Source organism: Pseudoalteromonas sp. GB56, assembly GCF_054923835.1.
Map to the genome: position 1 here is coordinate 1,566,551 of NZ_JBPCHK010000001.1, position 17,671 is coordinate 1,584,221.

The following is a 17,671-nucleotide window of genomic DNA, read 5'->3' on the forward strand; positions in this document are numbered from 1 at the left end:
GTTAATCCTCCTTAAGCGCCAGTTGCGTCATAGGAGTTTGTGCTGGGTCGTCATCAAGACGCAGCTGCATACCTTGGGTAGGATAATCAAGTGCAGAAGTAATAATCTGTTGACCGTCATCAAGACCATGGGTCACGTAAGACATGCCATCTTGCTCACGAATAACTTCTAGGGAACTGAATGTCAGTTTGATTTCATCGTCAATTAGCGCAATGCGATCGTCGCGAATAAGATAGCTCGGCACGATGGCGGCATTAATAACATGTTTTCCTGTAATTGCTGCGTTGGTGTAAGCGCCAAAGCGTAAAGGTTCACTCTGCTCATATGGGGCATCAACATAGGCAACAAGGTAAGTCATACGCGAACGTTTATCGACCACACCTTCATTGCGTACAATTTTACCCTGCCATGTGCGCATCTTGCCCGCTACCTCACTGGTTAACGCCACATCTGCGCCGATACCGCCGTCGAGAAGATACTGGAGATCATGGTTAGCGACAGGTAATCGGACTTTTGCAATGCTGGTCGCATCAATTTGGCCAAGCATATTGCCCGGATTTACAACGCTTCCTAAACTCACTTTTTTGGCGGTTACGAGTGCATCATAAGGTGCTTTGATATAGGTGCGTTCTAAATTTCTATTCGCTCTTTTTACTTGTGCTTGTGCCGCTTTGAAGTTGGCTAGCTTTTCAGCAAGTTGTGGTTTACGCAAATAAAGTTCTGACGGAATAACTGCGTTGGCGTTGTCTTTGATACGCTGCCATTCTGTTTTTGCTACATGTGCTTGGGCTTGTTCAATCTCTAAGGCAGATTGTGCTTGGGCGAGACCCGCCTGAGCTTCAATGAGCGCCGCTTCATAATCATTCGGATCAATACGAATCAGTACATCACCTTCTTTAACAAAGCCACCTTTGACGAATTGTTCGGAAATCGAGACGACTTGTCCAGACACTTGAGCCACAAGTTCAGTTTGTTCTTGTGCCATGACTTCACCGTATGAATTTACTTTCATAGTGACATCAGTAAGTCTGACAGGTGTTACCTCAACAAGAGGAGCTACCGTTTCTTGTTCTTTTTGCTCTGGTGGTTTCTTCATTGCGCTAAAGGCTACAAAAAGCCCTCCAGCTATAACCAGTACACCTATTGGTAGAAATATTTGTTTTTTGCTAGCCACAACGTAGCTCCCTGTATATATCGATGACAGCCTAATAGTAGCGACTATGATGTTTACAGGTATGTGCAACATGTAACAAAGAATGTATTGTGTTAAAATGCCTCTCTTTTTTGATTTGGGGTGGAATTATGGATTGTCGTCTTGGTTGTGGTGCATGCTGCATTGCGCCTAGTATTTCCAGCGCTATTCCAGGTATGCCCAATGGCAAAAAAGCGGGAGAGCGTTGTATTCAGTTAGACACAAATAATTTGTGTAAATTATTTGGAAAGCCTTCTAGACCGGCTGTTTGTGCTCAATTTAGTGCCACAGAGGACGTGTGTGGATTTAATAATGCGCAAGCGATGTGGCGTATAACGCAACTAGAGGCTCTTACTTAAGTATTGTCTTAAGAGCCTCAACGTAACTAAATAATTTATTGTTTAGCTTGTGGTGGATAATGGCTCAGAATTTCAGCAACTGATTCACGAATGACCACTTCACGTTCTGTTGGCGATTGGTTTTTCTTTAAGCGGCCTTCTTTGGCTGCACGCCAAACAAGTTGATTCGACTCTTTATCAATAACGTCCAGTACGAGAGTGCCCACTTCGTATTCGCGTGTTGTTGTTTGTACGTTGTAACCAATGCCCCAGTAATCCCAACGAGCACTGTAGCCAGTAGAAAAGGTGTCTACGTCGACTTTCGTTTCAACTGACGCATGGTAGTTAATAAGTACATCCGCTTGTGCGGCATCAACCAATTGCATCCCTTTGGCTGCAAGCTCATCATTTACCGCCTGTTGTACACGGCGTTCCATTAGTTCACTTATCTGATAGTTTGCCGTTCCTTTTGTCAGACTGGCGTTAGGGAACCAAGCGAAGGTCTTATATTCTGAGAAGTTGACCGATTTATCGTAATCAAAATCTGGGGTTGAGCTGCAGGCGCTCAACAACATTAACATGCCTGCTGCAAGTAACTTTTTCATCGATTGCTCCTTAATGTGTAAGTGATAGCAAGTTTCTTGTGCTGTCAATAACATATCACAGTTCCTCTAATTAGACAGACTAGTTCCTTTATCCACGCTGAAAAAGTTATTTGGTCTGCTCAGTTGCTTAGAGAAAAATAATTTAAAGCTAATTCTCATTTTCTATGTTAGTCTAGGATTGCTTTGAGTTAATGCGTTTAATGTGACGGTTTTGTGCGGCTTACGCTGTATGTGTGACTATTTTGCCAGTGTGCCATTAGTCCTGTACCTGACCCTTGCGGCAGCGACACTGGCTCAGGGAGGATAGTGCCTAGTAATAGGCGAATGGTAAAATTGACTTACAGGAACAATTTAGTATGTCAGATCAAGTAAACGGTAAAGTAAAGTTTTTCAATGAATCAAAAGGCTTTGGCTTTATCGAGCAAGAAAATGGCCCAGACGTATTCGTACATTTCAGCGCGATCAATGGTTCAGGCTTCCGCACTCTAAGCGAAGGCCAACAGGTTTCTTTCGGCATCAAACAAGGCCAGAAAGGACCAGAAGCGGAAAACGTAACTCCGGTTTAATTCCTTATTCATTCTCTTTAAGAGTGAATACGAGTGGAGCTGTTCAGGCTTCACTCTTTCCTTCCCAAAATTTCTTCAATTTATTATTCTTTTTGTAAATGATTGTATAAAACAATTATTTTGATATATCCGCTAACATCATTTATTATTTTATCTCCACATTCGATATTATATAAGAGATCCCAGTGAGAGAAATCAGAGCATTTGCCAAATCGGCAACTATTAATGAGTTAGAAAAAGCAATTAATATTCTGAACACTGCGCTCGATAATCAGCAACAGCAAGAAAAAGCGAAACAGGAAGTTCTCGATCTGATGAAGGAAAAAGGGCTCAGTGTGGATGATATTGTTGATGTAAAACAAGATAAACGTACAAAGGTTGAGCCTAAGTACCGTAGAGAATTCCAAGGTAAAGTTGTGGAATGGTCTGGCCGTGGTAAACGCCCAAAAGCGTTTCAAGATGTGGACCTCACAAAATTCCTTGCTAAGTAATTAAATGGTCCAGAAATGGACCATTATTTTTTTGGGTGTCAGTAGTGTATACACTCAGAGACTATCAACAACAAGCCGTCGACAATACTCTCGCACACTTTCGCAATAGCCAGCGCTCCGCAGTGATTGTGTTACCGACAGGTGCGGGCAAAAGCTTGGTTATTGCAGAACTTGCACGCCTAGCACGATTCCCTATTTTAGTATTGACTCATGTAAAAGAGCTGGTTGAGCAAAATGCTGAAAAGTTCAAAAATATGGGACTTAGGCCAGGAATATATTCCGCAGGCTTAAATGAAAAAAACCTCTCAGAGCAAGTCACCTTTGCCAGTATTCAATCGCTTGCGCGCAATATAGATGGGCTAAATCGGGTATATTCTTTGATTATTATTGATGAATGTCACCGAGTGAGTAATGACAAAGACAGTCAATATGCTCAAGTAATAAGCCAACTGCAAAAAAATAATCCCGCTCTCAAAGTGTTGGGATTAACCGCGACGCCTTACAGACTCAACACTGGTTGGGTGTATCACAAACATTACCATGGGTACGTACGAGGCCAAGCAGAGTCACCGTTTAGCGACTGTATCTTCGAGCTACCTTTGCGTTACCTGATAAATAAGGGGTTTTTAACTCCCCCGAAGATGATTGACGCAGCAGTGGAGCATTACGACTTTTCTTCCTTACTAGGTGGGACTGGGCGACCAACTGAAGGGGATTTAAACACTCTACTTAGTAGCTCAACTCGTGCAACGAAAGCGATTATCGAAGATGTGATTCACCACTCTAAGACTCGCAAGGGAGTAATGATCTTCGCTGCTACGGTGGCGCATGCACACGAAATTTACTCATATCTACCACGCGAAGAAGCACGCGTTATAATCGGCGATACCGCTTCAACACAACGTGATAAAATCATTACAGATTTTAAACACAAAGCATTTAAATATCTGGTGAATGTTTCTGTTTTAACAACTGGATTTGATGCACCCCATGTCGATTTTATTGCCATATTACGCCCGACTGAATCAGTGAGTCTGTACCAACAAATTGTGGGTAGGGGTCTGCGCCTTGATGAAGGAAAAAAAGAATGTTTGGTCGTCGACTACGCAGGGAATGGCTTTGATTTACACCACCCAGAGGTGGGCACTAAACGCCCAGATCCTAACAGTGAGCCGGTACAAGTTGAATGTCCTGGATGTGGTTTTGCCAATTTATTTTGGGGTAAAAAAGACGCGCAAGGACAGGTCATTGAACACTATGGCAGACGATGCCAAGGGTTATTGGAAGATGATCAACAAAGCCAGCAGTGTGACTTTCGTTTTAAATTCAAAGAATGCCCAAGCTGTTTTGAAGAAAATGATATCGCTGCGCGACAGTGTCATCACTGTCACATTCAGCTAGTGGACCCAGATGATAAGCTACGTAAAGCCCTTAATTTAAAAGAAGCCCTGGTATTGAGGTGCAGCGGTCTTAGTTGTGATACAACTTCAACAGGGAAACTCAAAATTACCTACCATGATGAAGATGGTGCGAGTGTTGACGAGATCTTTGATTTAGGGAATCCGAAAGTCAATGCGGTGTTTAACAAAATCTATAGTAAGCGTCATACAGTGGCTGAAATAAAACACTGGCAGAGTGTCGAACAAGTCATTGCACATCAGCATCAACTTAATTGGCCTGACTTCGTGATAGCTAAAAAGTCAAAAAAGTATGGTTGGCAAGTGAGCGATAAGCTGTTCGATTATCAAGGTAGCTACAGAAAAGCCAATACAGAATATTGAATATCGTAATGGGTGCAAAGTAACACTGTGGGAAGGTGAGACACATTGGATTGTCTCACCGAGAAATCTGAAATACGTTCAGTCTTGGGCGTTGTCGTCTAAAATTCCCCAGCCGTCACCATAACCATTGTGTTTATCAGCAAGGCTTTCTAAATAGGCTTCCATGTTTCCTATTAATTCATATTCAGGCACCATGCTTAAGCTGGCCTTCACTTCGAATACGCCGGTGTCTGGACACACAGTTAATTCGGTGTGTGGAGACACTTCTGCGCCAGTGAGTGCAGTCATATATGATTGAGCATGCGCTTCTTGTTCAAAAAGTAAAAAGAAATCAACGGTATGAATAGCCGTTAAGTCCACCCCTTGGGCGTGCATTTCTTGCAGTATTTGACCGGTTTCGTCATCAGGGAATTGCATGGATTATCTCTTATATTCACGTATACGTGGATTGTCTAATATCTTGATACAAATAAAAAGTCACACAGTTGAAAAATTTCTTTCAGATTGATGTTTGGGTACGCTCTAGGGTGATAAACTTACTTAAAATAATGCGTGTTTTTGGAAATTATCAGGGAGAGTTATTGTCAGATATGGGCATTCATAAAGTGATAAGGAAATTTGTAAGTTGTCTTTAACTTCTTCGTTTAGCATTGCTCTTGCCTTGTTCATCTATTCAAGCTCGGTTGTTGCGGCGTGGACGAGCACGACTGCCAATAATCAACAACCTCGCACCATTTCTGGTTATACAATCCAAGGGGTTGATGGCGACCTCGAGAAAAATGTTGGCATATATTTAAATCAGCTAACGGGCGAGCAACCTTCCAGACAATTAAAGCGCTATGCAACAGACCAAGTGCTATTGAGTCTTAGAGCACTCGGTTATTATCATGCCCAAGCCGATTTACACCTTGAAGACAACACACAAACCCCGCGCGTGGTTGCGAAAATTAACGCTGGAAAGCCTATACGGATTAATTCCATTCGTTATTCGCTTATCGGCCCTGGAGAGAGTGATGCGCAGCTTGCAGGTGTGATTGAACAATTACCTTTGAAGCAAGGCGATGTGCTCAATCATGGGAAATATGAGAAAGCGAAAAGTAAGCTGGAATCGCAACTGCTTGAAATGGGCTATTTCGATAGTAAGTGGACGCAGTCACAGTTATCTGTAAATCGTTCTAGTTATAGCGCAGATATAGTGATGGCGCTGGAAACGGGATTACGCTACAAGTTTGGTCCCTTAAACATCGCCTCTGACACCTCAGCGTCAAATTACATACATTCTTTATCTCACTTCAAAACAGGTGAGTTGTATAGCGCTACAAAGGTGTCTGAATTTAACTTAGCCCTGTCACAAACACCGTATTTTGCAAGTGTCCGTGTTTATGCTGATATTGCTCATAGAGACAACCAAGAAGTTCCCATTCGTGTAGAAGTACTTCACAAACCGACCAATAGCTATGAAGTTGGTGGAGGCTTTTCAACTGATTTGGGCCCGAAAGTTCGATTTAAATGGTCGCGACCATGGATCGGTAAGGATGGCCATTACTTAGAAAGCAACTTTAATATTTCTGAGCCGCAACAAGATATTAGTATGTCTTACACCGTCCCTGTAGACGACCCCATCGATGATATTTGGCGTTTTAGTGTCGGTTACAAGCTCGAAGACAATATCGACACTGAAATCTACACTAAAACGCTAACCGGCCTTTTACAGCGCCAGTGGAAAGTGGGTGATGATTGGATTCGCACTGTGTTTTTGCGTCGAGAATTCGAAGAGTTTCGTATTGGCGACGCAGAACAAAAAACTAAAATGTTGCTACCAGGAATAAGCTTTGCGAGGCAATATTCAAAAGGGGGGACGACACCCTATTGGGGCAAGCAATGGCTAATTAGTGCGGAAGTCGGCTCAGAGGCTGTCGCCTCTTCTACCAATATTTTAAGGGTGCAAATGCAGTACGCTTGGCTTGATACCTTTTTTGACAAGCATATGCTCTATAGTCGAATAAACCTCGGTGCAATGTATGTTGATAATATTAATGAAGTACCTGTTACGTTGCGTTTTTATGCCGGTGGTGACCAAAGCGTGCGTGGTTACAAATATGAATCAATTTCACCCGAAGTAGAGGGGTTGAAGATTGGTGGCAAATATTTGGTTGCTGGAACACTCGAATATAACTATCAATTTGCGAGTAAGTGGCGGTCAGCTTTGTTCGTCGATGCGGGTACAGCTACGAACGATTTTTCTGAAGATATATCTGTGGGCGCAGGCTTCGGTGTGCGTTATCTGACCCCTGTTGGCCCGGTGCGCTTAGATCATGCATGGGCACTATCAACACCAGGAAACACCACTAGATTGAGTATTACAGTGGGGCCCGAAATATGAAAAAAGCCCTACTAACTGCTCTAAAAGTCCTTCTAGGCCTCACCTTAACCCTGTCAGTTGTGGTGAGTGTGCTGCTCTTTACGGCACCGGGAAATAAAGCGATAGCGGCGTTAGCCAACAAGTTTGTCGATGGCTTAGAAATTACACTCCCACAAGGGCGTTTTTTCAATAATGATCCATTTAATATTCGTTTTAACAGCCCTATGGTTGAATTCGAGGCTCAGGCCTTGCAGCTCGACTATACTTTTTTTGGCTGTCATGGCATTTGTTTTGACAATCTAGCGGCACAACAAATAGGCCTTGTAGTTCTTGCGCTCCCCCCCAAAGAACAGCATAAACAGCTCCCTGATTCCCCAGAAAAACAGCCATTATCGTTACCTAAAGTGCGCATACAGCAGATCTCAATTGCTGAGATTAACACTGAAGTAGTTGGCAATAAGGTACGTGCAGCGCAACTGCAAGGTTCGGTGAATACAGAAGCTCAGAATATTGATGTAGATAAACTATCTATTGCGTCTGTCTCTGCGCAGTTGGTACAAAAACCAAAAGAGAATAAGGCGTTTGAGTCGTTACCTGTGTTGCCTTCAATCGATTTAAATTTAGGATTAAATGTACGTGCTCCTGAGATTCTAATTTCTGAAATTGATGTGTTGCGAGGGCAACAAAAGCAGACTTTAGAAGGTCTTCAGTTAGCATTGTCTTTAGTTGATAACGTTGTAAACATCGAAAATCTTAATCTTGAATATCACCTTCCGAACAGTGAACAGACCGCTAAGCTTGATACGCGAGCACATGTTGCATTAACGGGTGACAATGATTCTTGAACTTGATGCAGTAATCCAGGTATTGGGAGAGCAAATCACGCTGCAACTTGACGGCAGTTTGAGTTCACTCCAATTCAATGTGCTCAATGTAGGGCAATTCACAGGGGAGCTCAGCGGTGCAGTGCAATTGCGCACCCCAAATTGGCCATTTACGTTGGAAGTTCAGCAAAAACAGTGGCAATGGCAGGTAAACAATCGCACCATGACGTTGTCGAATATGTTGTTTAACGCCTCAGGGGACACGCAAGCTTATGAGCTAAAACTCCGGGCACAATCGCAATTAGGCGCTTACCCACAGGTTGATAGCTCGCTTACCGCGACAGGGAATTTGCACCAAATCAACATCACACCAGCGGCTATTCAAGCGCGAGATAGCAGTGCGCAAATAACGGCAGAAATCAATTGGCAAGATGGCGTTAATGCGAATTTTGATGCGCAACTTGAACAATTACACAGTGAATATTTTACCGACAAACTGTCGAGTGACTTGTCTGGAAACATAACTGGCTCTTTTAACCTTGATTCCCAAAAGCAATGGGGGCTGCGAATTACCCCTTCACATGTCGAGGGCACACTTGATGGCGTGGAGTTAGCTTTTGCCGCCGATCTCAACATAGATAGCACGTTCACAACGCAAATTAATGAATTGCTGATAAAGCAAGGCCTCAACACCGTTAGTGTCGTAGGGCAGGTTGATGACAACTGGCAACTTGATGGTTCTGTTAACTTAAACAACGCGTCCCCGCTCATAGGGGGGATCACAGCACAAGGTGAAGCTCGTTTTACTGTGCGCGGCGACAAAAATGCGCCAAAACTTAACTTAGATGCGCAGTTAAATGATTTAACAACTCAATCAGCAACATTAGCGACAGCTATCTTTACGCTCCAAGGGCAGTATGGCGACAACCTCGAATATGATCTTGCTGCCCAACTTTCAGGCTTAGAGGCTAAGGGGCAATATTTTAAAGAGGTCGCTGTGCAGTCTTTTGGCTCACATGAAGTACAGCAAACTTCAGCGAAGTTAGTGTCTGAACTCGGCGCTCTGGAAACGGCGATGGTCAGTGAAGTGTCACCAGACAGAAAACATATCACATTACGTGTTGAACAACTTGATGTTGATATTCAAGAGCAAGAGATTGCGCTGGCTAATGCAACCACTTTTACACTTGATATTGCTAAACAGGTTCTGGGTTTTGAGCAAACGTGCCTGCTAGGCGAATCGATAGATTTTTGTGTCGCACCAAGTAAAGTGAGTAAAGACTCAGGGGAAATCAACGCTCAGTTGAATCATCTGTACCTTGATGCTTTTTCTCCGTTGATAAAGGCGCCCATGAAGGTGAGAGGCTCAGCAGAGGGTCACACCAAAGTGAGTTGGCAACAGGGTAATAAACTGAATATCGATATTGCTATCAATACCAATGAGCTTGAAGCAAGCTTAATTCAGGGTCAAAACCAATTACGCTACCCGATTGAAGAACTTTCTCTCAAGGTGCTGAGTGATGCAAATTTAGCAAATGCAAAAGTGGTCATGCGTTCATCAACATTGGGCAATATAGATGCCGATATTCAAGTTGATGATGTCCTAAGCGCTCAAGCCATTAAGGGCCAGATTACTATTTCGGATGTTGAGCTTGCAAAGTACGGAAATTTGGCGCCACAACTTAAAGTCCTGCAAGGTGATATTCAAGCGGATATTAAGGTTACTGGCAACGTACAGCAACCAAATATTTCAGGAACGCTATCAGCGAAGCAACTGTCCTTAGAAGGTGAAGCAATACCAGTTTCTCTGGCTAATAGTAGTATGTTAGCGACTCTGGATGGTGATCGGATTAGCCTTGATGGTAACTTGTTCACACCTGAAGGAGGCGAGCTGCTAATCGATGGCTCAGGCGTGTGGTTAGGCGCTAACCCTAACCTTGAAATAGCCATTAAAGGTGAGAAGTTTACGGTGGTGCCACAGCAATCTGTCTCTGTTGCATTTTCGCCGGATGTTCGTATTGCACTCGACACGAAAAAAGTGGTTATCGATGGTGAAGTAGAGGTGCCTTATGCACGTATTAAAATTAAAGAACTTCCAAAAGGTGCTGTAAAAGTCAGTGCAGATGAAGTTATTGTTGATGCTCCTGTGCGTGAAGCTAAAGTGCCTTTTGATTATGAAGCGAAAATAAACGTCAAAGTTACGGACGATGTTTATATTGACTCATTTGGTCTGCGCTCTCATGTTCAGGGTGACTTGATCATTTCAGCAAGTAATGAAAGTCATCCTCTTGCTGTGGGAGAATTAAAACTCGTCGATGGTAAATATCGCGCATTTGGCCAGGATTTACTTATTCGTACCGGGCAAGTGGGCTTTAGCGGTATTCTTACCAAGCCCCATTTAAATATTCGTGCGATCCGAAATCCAGATAACACAGCCAATGGCGTTATCGCGGGAATTGAGTTGACAGGAAGTGTTGAGCAGCCTGAATTGCATGTATTCTCAGAGCCCGCGATGGATAGATCTGAAGCGCTTTCGTATGTACTCAATGGCCAACCCTTGAGTGATGGCGACGGTAACAGTGATGCACTTCTTACGCAAATACTGCTCGCGCAAGGAATGAATCGCTCTGAAGGGATGGTTTCTAAGGTGGGTGAGGCGTTTGGATTGAGCGATGTTGCTCTGAATTCAAGTGGCAGTGGTGATGATACCAAAGTCGAGATTTCTGGCTACATTGCGCCCGGTATTCAAGTAAAATATAGTGTTGGAGTATTCGAATCGTTTAGTGAAATAGCTGTTCGCTATCAAGTCATGCAGAAGCTCTACATTGAAGCAACGAGCGGGCTGTATCAAACACTTGATGTGTTGTATCGCTTTGATGTCGATTAGCATTCTTAAGCAGAGAATTGTCGGCCTTTGGCAAGAAATAACTATAACAATAAGAGAAATAACAACATGGTAAGAAAATCTATTGCGTTTGCACTTGCTAGTTTTATGACGTTCGCTCATGCCACAGATAGCAAAGTTGTGGCTTTATCTCCAACACAAATTATTGACTCCGCACCAGCACAAGACTGGCGTATTGTAGAACCTGAAAATCTGTTAGTTTTGAGCTTACCAACGGGACACGTTTTATTAGAAATGAATACCCGCCTGACACCCAAGCATCATCAAAGATTGACCGAACTTACACAGAAGCATTTTTACAAAGACTTAAGTATGTATCGCTTTGTTGAAGGGTTTGTCGCACAAGGTGGTGCGGGAGAAGAAGAAACGCAGGTGCCGACTCTAAAGCAAGAGTTTGTTAAGCAAACAGATAAGCGTTTACCGCTGGATATCGTCGTTAATGAAAATGATGGATACGCTGCGCGTAGCGGCTTTTTAGACGGTTTTGCAGTTGCCCAAAATGAGCAAGGAACTCAAACATGGCAAACACATTGTATTGGTGCACTCGGGATGGCTCGGGGCAATGAAATAGACAGTGGCACAAGTGAGTTTTACGTTGTCATCGGCCATGCGCCCCGCTATCTCGATCGTAACATTACAGTATTTGGTCGTGTCCTTGAAGGGATGGAACATCTGCAGCGTCTCCAACGTCCGCATTCATCAGCCACACCGTTTAACAAAATCGACGACATGGTATTGGCAAGTCAGTTACCCGAAGAACAACAACCGAAGGTGAAGGTCATGCGCACAGACTCTGAGAGTTTTGCCGCACTCGTTGAAGCGCGAAAAAACCGTCCAGAGTCTTGGTTCGTAGCAACACCAAATTACATCGATACCTGCGCGATGCAAGTCCCTACAATTATTGGCGATTAATACGCACGTTGAAAGAAATGTGTTTTTTATGCGTTGAGCGGAAAGGATTGATATCTAAACCGCCTCTGCGCGTATAACGAGCGTAGACATCCAATTCTTGTGGCTTTGCCACTGCCATTATGTCGCTAAAAATGCGTTCAACGCATTGTTCATGAAATTCGTTGTGAGAGCGAAATGAAACTAAATAGCGCAACATCGACTCATGATCGATTTGAGGCCCTTTGTAGCGAATTACCACGCTCGCCCAATCTGGTTGGGATGTGATTAAACAGTTTGATTTGAGCAAGTGGCTGAATAGCGTCTCTTCAATAATATCTGGACTACCACTCATTTGCAGTAACTCGGGTTGTAAGTCGTAGTCTGTGACTTCTATGTCCTGCTCATCCAAGCAAATGCCTGGCAAAGGCGTGGCTGCAAATAGGGCAACATCATCGGCACCATAAATTCTGACTTCCACATCCGCTTGTACGGCGGCACTTAAATCGCGAGTAAGAATTTCACGTACAGACTCCATACTCTCAAAGCGTGTTTGGTTAAAGCTATTGAGATACAGCTTAAACGATTTTGACTCAATAATGCTGGGGCTTTGACATGGAAATAGAAACTCAGCCACTGCGACTTGAGGTTTTCCCTTGTTGTTAAGCCATGACAACTCATAGCCAGTCCACAAATCTTCACCTTTAAAAGGGAGGTGCTGTTCATCGATACCCAAATCATCACGGTTTAGTTTTCGCGCAATGGGATACAGCAAGCTGGCGTCGTAGTTGTCTTTGTATTCGGTTGTTTTACCGAGCAAGCTGGCCTTTAACTCGGGGGCGTTACGGTAGTCTGTCATGATGCATAAAATCTAGTTACAATAGCGGCATTATAACTAATTTCCTCAGGGCATGCATGAGTGTAAAGGCACAACTTCAAGACGCACTAGTCGCTTACATCGACCAGAATCAGGCGCAGTTTGGCACCAATCCAATGGCTTACATCGATCCAGAATCGCCGAGTCCAGCGGCCATTGCGGGTACTGAAATCGATGAACAAGTACAGTGGCAGCTATATGAGCGTAGCGACAACGCAACATTAACTGACTTGGCTAAAGCGCTAGAAGTTAACTTTCCTGAGCAGCTACAGGAATTATTTTGCTCCTTTTACAGCGGCAACCTAGCTGCCAACGTAGATGGTCACTCAATCGAATTGTTATTGCCATGGAATGAAGAGGATTTTGTTCGATTGCAGCAAAACATAACCGGTCATGTATTAATGAAACGTCGATTGAAGCAACAAGACACGGTATTTATTGGCCTCACAGATCAAGATGACTTACTGCTCAGTGTACGATTGAGCGATGGCGCAGTGTGTTTGGAATATGTTGGCAAAGAAACCCACCATGTGCTTGCAGCGAGCATCTCTGAACTGTTTGATATTTTGAAAGTGCATTAAAAATAGTGACCACGGTCAGTCACAGTTAAATACTAGGTCACTATCGAAAACATCAGGCTATGCCTGATGTTTTCTGAACCCTTATTGATGATCCCATGAGATATTTGACACCAACTCACACGCATCACATTTGAAATCGAATAGCCCAAACCAAGGCTCATCGAGTAACCAATCTCCGCCACAGCTCGGACAAGGGCGCAGTTTCTCCTGAGCCAAGCTCTCACCGCCGACGCGGTATAAATAATAATAAACAGGTTTTTTGGTAAGAAAGCGAATGCGTTTGCTTAAATCTAAACCCCTTCTAGTCAGTGAGCTGTCGAGCAGACACAATTCATCCAGCGCAGCAAACTCAGCTTTGGTAGCGCCATTAATTTGCAATTGATCGCAGGCTTGCCAATCTTCTTGCCACTTGATGAGCGTTTTATAATCACCATTAGCAATTGCAGGGATTTTATACAGTGGGACAGGGAGGAAGTCGTCACCGCAGTATAAAGGGCTGCAAGTGTGCAAATAGGTCGTATACAAGATATAGCTACTCGGTTCATGACAGTTATCGGCACTGTTAGCATGAATATCTTGCCCGATTATTTTGACTTTGGGCGCTAACAACCCAGCCTCATTCAGTTTATTAATCGCAAACTTTACAAAGGGGCTGTGGTTTAGTGGATGAAGTGAATCTTCTTCGGGGCACATAATGCGGGTAAGGAAGTACCCGTCTTTGAGCACCGTAGGAAACTCGTCGCCGATTATTTGACCGTTGGCTCGCAAAGCGACAACCATTTGGTTAATGGCTTGCTCAGCGGTGTCTAATTGGGTGTCTTGGTAACAATCAATGATTAAATCGGCTACAAACATTCTTAATTCTTGGCTTCGAGTAAAGCCAATAGTTTATCAAGTTTTTCTTCAATGCGATCGAGTTGTGAAGACTTTTGTTCAATGGCAACGTGTGCAGGCTCTGCAACCATGTGTTTGAAAGCTTCAGGATTGGTTTTGTATTGACTAACAGCAGCAATAATCATTGGCATTGGCACCGGTTCGCTGAGCATCGCTTTTGTTAATGCAACAGTGGGAGTTTTATTTTGAGCCAAAAGAGCTTTAATTGCTTCAAACACCACAGGGTTCATTTTGCTAGGTCCTCTTAGAGAAAAATCGACGCATTATAAAGATGAGCTCGCGATAGAGCGAGCGGAAAATCGAACTTGGAGGCTAAGTTCGAGTGCGCACATTTTATATGGATTTAGATGAACCTAAACTGTCCTTAGATTGAGTTTGATGCATATGCACGAGAACGTCTCAAGGCAAGGTTCGCCTTGATTGTTACGAAACGGAATTTAATTTGGACCTGAAGTTGATTAGAGAACAGCGAGTTAGTGCCTGAGCTGTGCATCTAAAATATCAATTAACTCAGACCAGTCAGCATCTTCTGAGAGTGACTCTTGAATAAAATGCTTCTGTGACTCAGTCCAAAAAGGAGCGTCAGCGAGTTGCACTGAAGCGCTGAGTTTGTGATTACTTACAAATTGCTCTATCTGATTGTCATTATTAGGTAAACCCAACTGTGCGAATAGGGTATTCAAGGTGTGCTTAGAGGTATCCATAACGCTTCTCAATTTTGCTGATAACAACTATGGTTAAATATAGAACAACAACGATAACAAGGAAATACTATGTCTTTAGCTGTTGATTACAGTGTGAAATACCTCACCCCAGAAGACCTCAATGTTGCAGCTAGCCTCATCTACCAAGCTTATCATGATGATCCCTTGATGCAGGAGTTACTAAAAGCAGACAAAGATTCACAACAACAATATGAAAAGAAACTCAGGGCTTTGATTCGTGAAGAACTACATACCTTTTGGCAAGCAAAGCAACCTTTGATAGGGCTATTTGAGGGGGATTCCTTGCAAGCGATTGCCTGTGTATTTTCCTCCGATGCGTCGATGCAGGCACAGCGGTATTGGCATTGGCGCTTGAAGTTGATGATGAGCGCAGGCTATCTAACAACTCAACAATTGATTGACAAAGAACAAACTATACGAAATGCGTTGCAAACTATGGGTCACTATTTATTTGTGGCGTTTATTGCCGTGTCGCCGCATCACCAACGTCGCGGATTAGGGCATTATTTATTAAACAGTTTAGATACGTTGGTTAATGAGGACAATGAAGCATCCGGAATAGCGGTTTTCGTTACACAAACGACTCATCAAGACTTCTTTGCGAGCCATGGATTTGAAGTACTGCAAAGCCTGCAATTCAGCAAAGTGAGTGGTGAACTCCTGTTCAAACACCGGCCTGTGGCTAATGTACAGAAAATAGGGAAGGGGTAATTGGGAAATTTACTTGTGAGATATATCGCACATTGATGTGAGGTAATGTAGTAATTTTCTCGCGAAAAAGTGACGTGAAACTCCTAAGTTGTTGTATTTAAATTATTTATTTTTATTACACCATTATTACACCAAAAAAGATTGAGATTTCATAGCTGCAAACACGTCTAGATTCCCTAATATATTAGGTGTCAGGAAGACAATGATGCAGGAAGCACATCGCTAGGGAACGGAAGAAGGCGACAACAGCAAGGCAATGCTGGAATAGGAATGGAATAGACGGTAATGGCATACCGTTAAAGGATTGGAGCATAGGAAGTGCAGGGAAGGCTCGGAGCCTAGGAATAGCCAAGGTGGCAAGAGGACACTTCAGGATGAAGCAGGACTAAATGCAAGGAACGCTGTCGGTTAACTAGGGTAATCGAACCAGGATGGTATAAGGGAAGACGTTAAGTCAGCGATTACGGATATCGCACAGGGATGGAATAGATTAGGGCGTGACTTGGTCACGCCTTAGTTTTATCCGCTACATTCTATGAGGTGGAATGTCTTTGCTATGCAATCGCTCATTATCCATGTGTAGTTGGCCTTTATATAGGCTTTCACCATCACTCGAAAACTCAAACTGGTAGGTGCTCCTTATACCCAGCTTACCATTTCGTAAGATACCTATTCGCCATGTTAGGCAAGCAACACTTACCAATTGCACACCCAATTGCTCGCACTGATATTGAGCATGAATCTGCGCCTTTTCTGCAAGTTTTCGACGATACCAAAATAAGCTGATCACACCTGCAACCAGCATTAACATCCACAAAGTAGCCACTACGAGAACAAACTCCCAATTGCACGCGAAAGATGCTCAGAACGCTCTTCGCTTCGTAACATAGCTAAAACATGTGGGCGAAGTGTATCGATTGCAACTAAATCGGCAAATATACTTGCAAAAATTGGCTGCTCACTCATTACACGAGCACTCTTTTCCATGAAGGTAGCTAGGCGTTCTGGTGCTTGTAAATGCTGCCAAAGGCGCCCAGCAATTACTTGGCAAATATCGGCATCAACAGCCAATGGTGAGGCGAGTACGTCATCGACAGCGTGAGCACCAATACCAACTGCAGAGGTAAAACTAATCGCTCTGAGATGATCAATCAGAGAGGTTTTATCTGTTTGCGCGATACTGTTTTTGACCGCTAACGCCAACTTTTCAGCGACTGCTGTGCTCACTTGAGTATTCTCTAGCTGAGCAGCCAGTGGTTGACGGACTTCATTGGGTAAATTGTCCCAAGCACACAGCAACAACGCTTCATTATCTGCGTGTTCAAGACGCGCAGCGAAGTCAGCTAAGCCCTGCACTGCAATACTTTGCCATTGATGCCAGCCTAATTTGCCGCTCATGTATAGTTGCGTATGCTCATAGTACTGAGACGCGCTTTGGTGCAATTCGACTTTTATCTGCGCATTAAATGCCGCCCTTTTGTTGGCATTGGGAGTGAATACATAGGGGTTATTATCAAGTTTGCTCTGTTCTTCTTCATTACCCAATAACTGGGTACCAATCGCTTCTAAAACCATATTGGCAAAATGATCGCGACTCGCTGCGACCAATTTACTTTGCTCATCAAGTGGCAATTTCAAGAACCATACATAGGGTTCGGCTGAAGCCTTGGAATCCCAGAACTGAATTGCTAAGAGCGCGTGTTGTGCCAAAGGATAGGGGTATGCGCGTGTGGTCGATTCGATATCAGCGAATGTGGCTTTGTCAATTTTCTGAACGCGACGACCAATGTCATAGACGCGCCAAGTGGTGCCAGCTGCATCAAGTAGCTCTGCTAATGTTGCAATATTTGCAGTCATGCACTGCTCCTTAAAATAAAATTCCGCAAATTATAGGCATATTGCGCTCTCAACCCAAGGGAAATGGTATTATG

Annotated in this window: 19 protein-coding genes; 10 read left to right on the forward strand and 9 right to left on the reverse strand. The window is 43.6% G+C overall.

The window, feature by feature from the left end:
- Position 1 precedes the first annotated feature (1 nt).
- Positions 2 to 1,174 (reverse strand): efflux RND transporter periplasmic adaptor subunit, encoded by a 1,173-nt coding sequence (locus ACH19P_RS07470; protein ID WP_462157924.1) that lies wholly within the window; start codon positions 1,172 to 1,174, stop codon positions 2 to 4.
- A gap of 128 nt (positions 1,175 to 1,302) precedes the next feature.
- On the opposite strand from ACH19P_RS07470, the gene ACH19P_RS07475 reads away from it, so the two are divergent.
- Positions 1,303 to 1,551, forward strand: a complete 249-nt coding sequence (locus tag ACH19P_RS07475; protein WP_462157925.1) for a YkgJ family cysteine cluster protein — start codon at positions 1,303 to 1,305, stop codon at positions 1,549 to 1,551.
- Positions 1,552 to 1,586: 35 nt separating this feature from the next.
- On the opposite strand, the gene ACH19P_RS07480 is transcribed toward ACH19P_RS07475, so the two are convergent.
- On the reverse strand, positions 1,587 to 2,135 hold the full coding sequence (locus tag ACH19P_RS07480; protein WP_462157927.1) for a DUF4136 domain-containing protein: 549 nt from the start codon (positions 2,133 to 2,135) through the stop codon (positions 1,587 to 1,589).
- Positions 2,136 to 2,491: 356 nt separating this feature from the next.
- On the opposite strand from ACH19P_RS07480, the gene ACH19P_RS07485 reads away from it, so the two are divergent.
- The 3 genes from ACH19P_RS07485 (at position 2,492) to ACH19P_RS07495 (ending at position 4,973) form a co-directional block, all read left to right on the forward strand.
- Positions 2,492 to 2,701, forward strand: coding sequence for a cold-shock protein (locus ACH19P_RS07485; protein ID WP_462157929.1), 210 nt, complete (start codon positions 2,492 to 2,494; stop codon positions 2,699 to 2,701).
- 185 nt (positions 2,702 to 2,886) lie between these two features.
- Positions 2,887 to 3,192 (forward strand): H-NS family histone-like protein, encoded by a 306-nt coding sequence (locus ACH19P_RS07490; RefSeq protein ID WP_347392809.1) that lies wholly within the window; start codon positions 2,887 to 2,889, stop codon positions 3,190 to 3,192.
- A 44-nt stretch (positions 3,193 to 3,236) separates the two neighbouring features.
- Positions 3,237 to 4,973 (forward strand): DEAD/DEAH box helicase, encoded by a 1,737-nt coding sequence (locus ACH19P_RS07495; RefSeq protein WP_462157930.1) that lies wholly within the window; start codon positions 3,237 to 3,239, stop codon positions 4,971 to 4,973.
- Positions 4,974 to 5,051: 78 nt separating this feature from the next.
- Here the strand turns inward: ACH19P_RS07495 and ACH19P_RS07500 are convergent, their stop codons facing one another.
- Entirely contained in the window at positions 5,052 to 5,390 is a 339-nt protein-coding gene (locus ACH19P_RS07500) for a ribonuclease E inhibitor RraB (protein ID WP_462157932.1), read from the reverse strand.
- Positions 5,391 to 5,598: 208 nt separating this feature from the next.
- Between ACH19P_RS07500 and ACH19P_RS07505 the strand changes: the two genes are divergently transcribed.
- From ACH19P_RS07505 to ACH19P_RS07520, 4 genes are all read left to right on the forward strand, one after another.
- Entirely contained in the window at positions 5,599 to 7,356 is a 1,758-nt protein-coding gene (locus ACH19P_RS07505) for an autotransporter assembly complex protein TamA (protein ID WP_462157934.1), read from the forward strand.
- A complete protein-coding gene (locus ACH19P_RS07510) occupies positions 7,353 to 8,180 on the forward strand; it encodes a hypothetical protein (RefSeq protein WP_462157935.1) in 828 nt (275 codons plus the stop codon). Before ACH19P_RS07505 ends, ACH19P_RS07510 begins: the two co-directional genes overlap by 4 nt.
- The gene (locus tag ACH19P_RS07515; protein WP_462157937.1) at positions 8,170 to 11,046 is read left to right on the forward strand and encodes a translocation/assembly module TamB domain-containing protein; all 2,877 of its coding nucleotides are present in this window, start codon (positions 8,170 to 8,172) and stop codon (positions 11,044 to 11,046) included. The genes ACH19P_RS07510 and ACH19P_RS07515 overlap by 11 nt, the downstream gene beginning before the upstream one ends.
- A 66-nt stretch (positions 11,047 to 11,112) precedes the next feature.
- Entirely contained in the window at positions 11,113 to 11,976 is an 864-nt protein-coding gene (locus tag ACH19P_RS07520; RefSeq protein ID WP_462157939.1) for a peptidylprolyl isomerase, read from the forward strand.
- On the opposite strand, the gene queF is transcribed toward ACH19P_RS07520, so the two are convergent.
- A complete protein-coding gene (queF, locus tag ACH19P_RS07525; protein WP_462157941.1) occupies positions 11,963 to 12,811 on the reverse strand; it encodes an NADPH-dependent 7-cyano-7-deazaguanine reductase QueF in 849 nt (282 codons plus the stop codon). The two genes, ACH19P_RS07520 and queF, sit on opposite strands and share 14 nt — an antisense overlap.
- Before the next feature lie 56 nt (positions 12,812 to 12,867).
- Between queF and syd the strand changes: the two genes are divergently transcribed.
- Complete coding sequence (gene syd / locus ACH19P_RS07530) at positions 12,868 to 13,410, forward strand: SecY-interacting protein (protein ID WP_462157943.1); 543 nt, start codon at positions 12,868 to 12,870, stop codon at positions 13,408 to 13,410.
- Between the two features lie 81 nt (positions 13,411 to 13,491).
- On the opposite strand, the gene ACH19P_RS07535 is transcribed toward syd, so the two are convergent.
- The 3 genes from ACH19P_RS07535 to ACH19P_RS07545 all read right to left on the reverse strand — a co-directional run bounded on the left by ACH19P_RS07535 (position 13,492) and on the right by ACH19P_RS07545 (position 15,008).
- Positions 13,492 to 14,265 carry a Zn-ribbon-containing protein gene (locus ACH19P_RS07535; RefSeq protein ID WP_462157945.1) on the reverse strand — a complete coding sequence of 258 codons (774 nt, stop codon included), beginning with the start codon at positions 14,263 to 14,265 and terminating at the stop codon, positions 13,492 to 13,494.
- 2 nt (positions 14,266 to 14,267) lie between these two features.
- A complete protein-coding gene (locus ACH19P_RS07540) occupies positions 14,268 to 14,534 on the reverse strand; it encodes a hypothetical protein (protein ID WP_462157947.1) in 267 nt (88 codons plus the stop codon).
- 243 nt (positions 14,535 to 14,777) lie between these two features.
- Positions 14,778 to 15,008 carry a DUF2789 domain-containing protein gene (locus ACH19P_RS07545; protein ID WP_462157949.1) on the reverse strand — a complete coding sequence of 77 codons (231 nt, stop codon included), beginning with the start codon at positions 15,006 to 15,008 and terminating at the stop codon, positions 14,778 to 14,780.
- 69 nt (positions 15,009 to 15,077) lie between these two features.
- Between ACH19P_RS07545 and ACH19P_RS07550 the strand changes: the two genes are divergently transcribed.
- A complete protein-coding gene (locus tag ACH19P_RS07550; RefSeq protein ID WP_462157951.1) occupies positions 15,078 to 15,740 on the forward strand; it encodes a GNAT family N-acetyltransferase in 663 nt (220 codons plus the stop codon).
- A 526-nt stretch (positions 15,741 to 16,266) separates the two neighbouring features.
- On the opposite strand, the gene ACH19P_RS07555 is transcribed toward ACH19P_RS07550, so the two are convergent.
- Both ACH19P_RS07555 and ACH19P_RS07560 read right to left on the reverse strand, forming a co-directional pair.
- Positions 16,267 to 16,566: a DUF3301 domain-containing protein gene (locus ACH19P_RS07555; RefSeq protein WP_462157953.1), complete on the reverse strand. Its 300-nt coding sequence runs from the start codon at positions 16,564 to 16,566 to the stop codon at positions 16,267 to 16,269.
- Positions 16,566 to 17,597: a DUF3549 family protein gene (locus tag ACH19P_RS07560; RefSeq protein ID WP_462157955.1), complete on the reverse strand. Its 1,032-nt coding sequence runs from the start codon at positions 17,595 to 17,597 to the stop codon at positions 16,566 to 16,568. The genes ACH19P_RS07555 and ACH19P_RS07560 overlap by 1 nt, the downstream gene beginning before the upstream one ends.
- Positions 17,598 to 17,671: the final 74 nt, after the last annotated feature.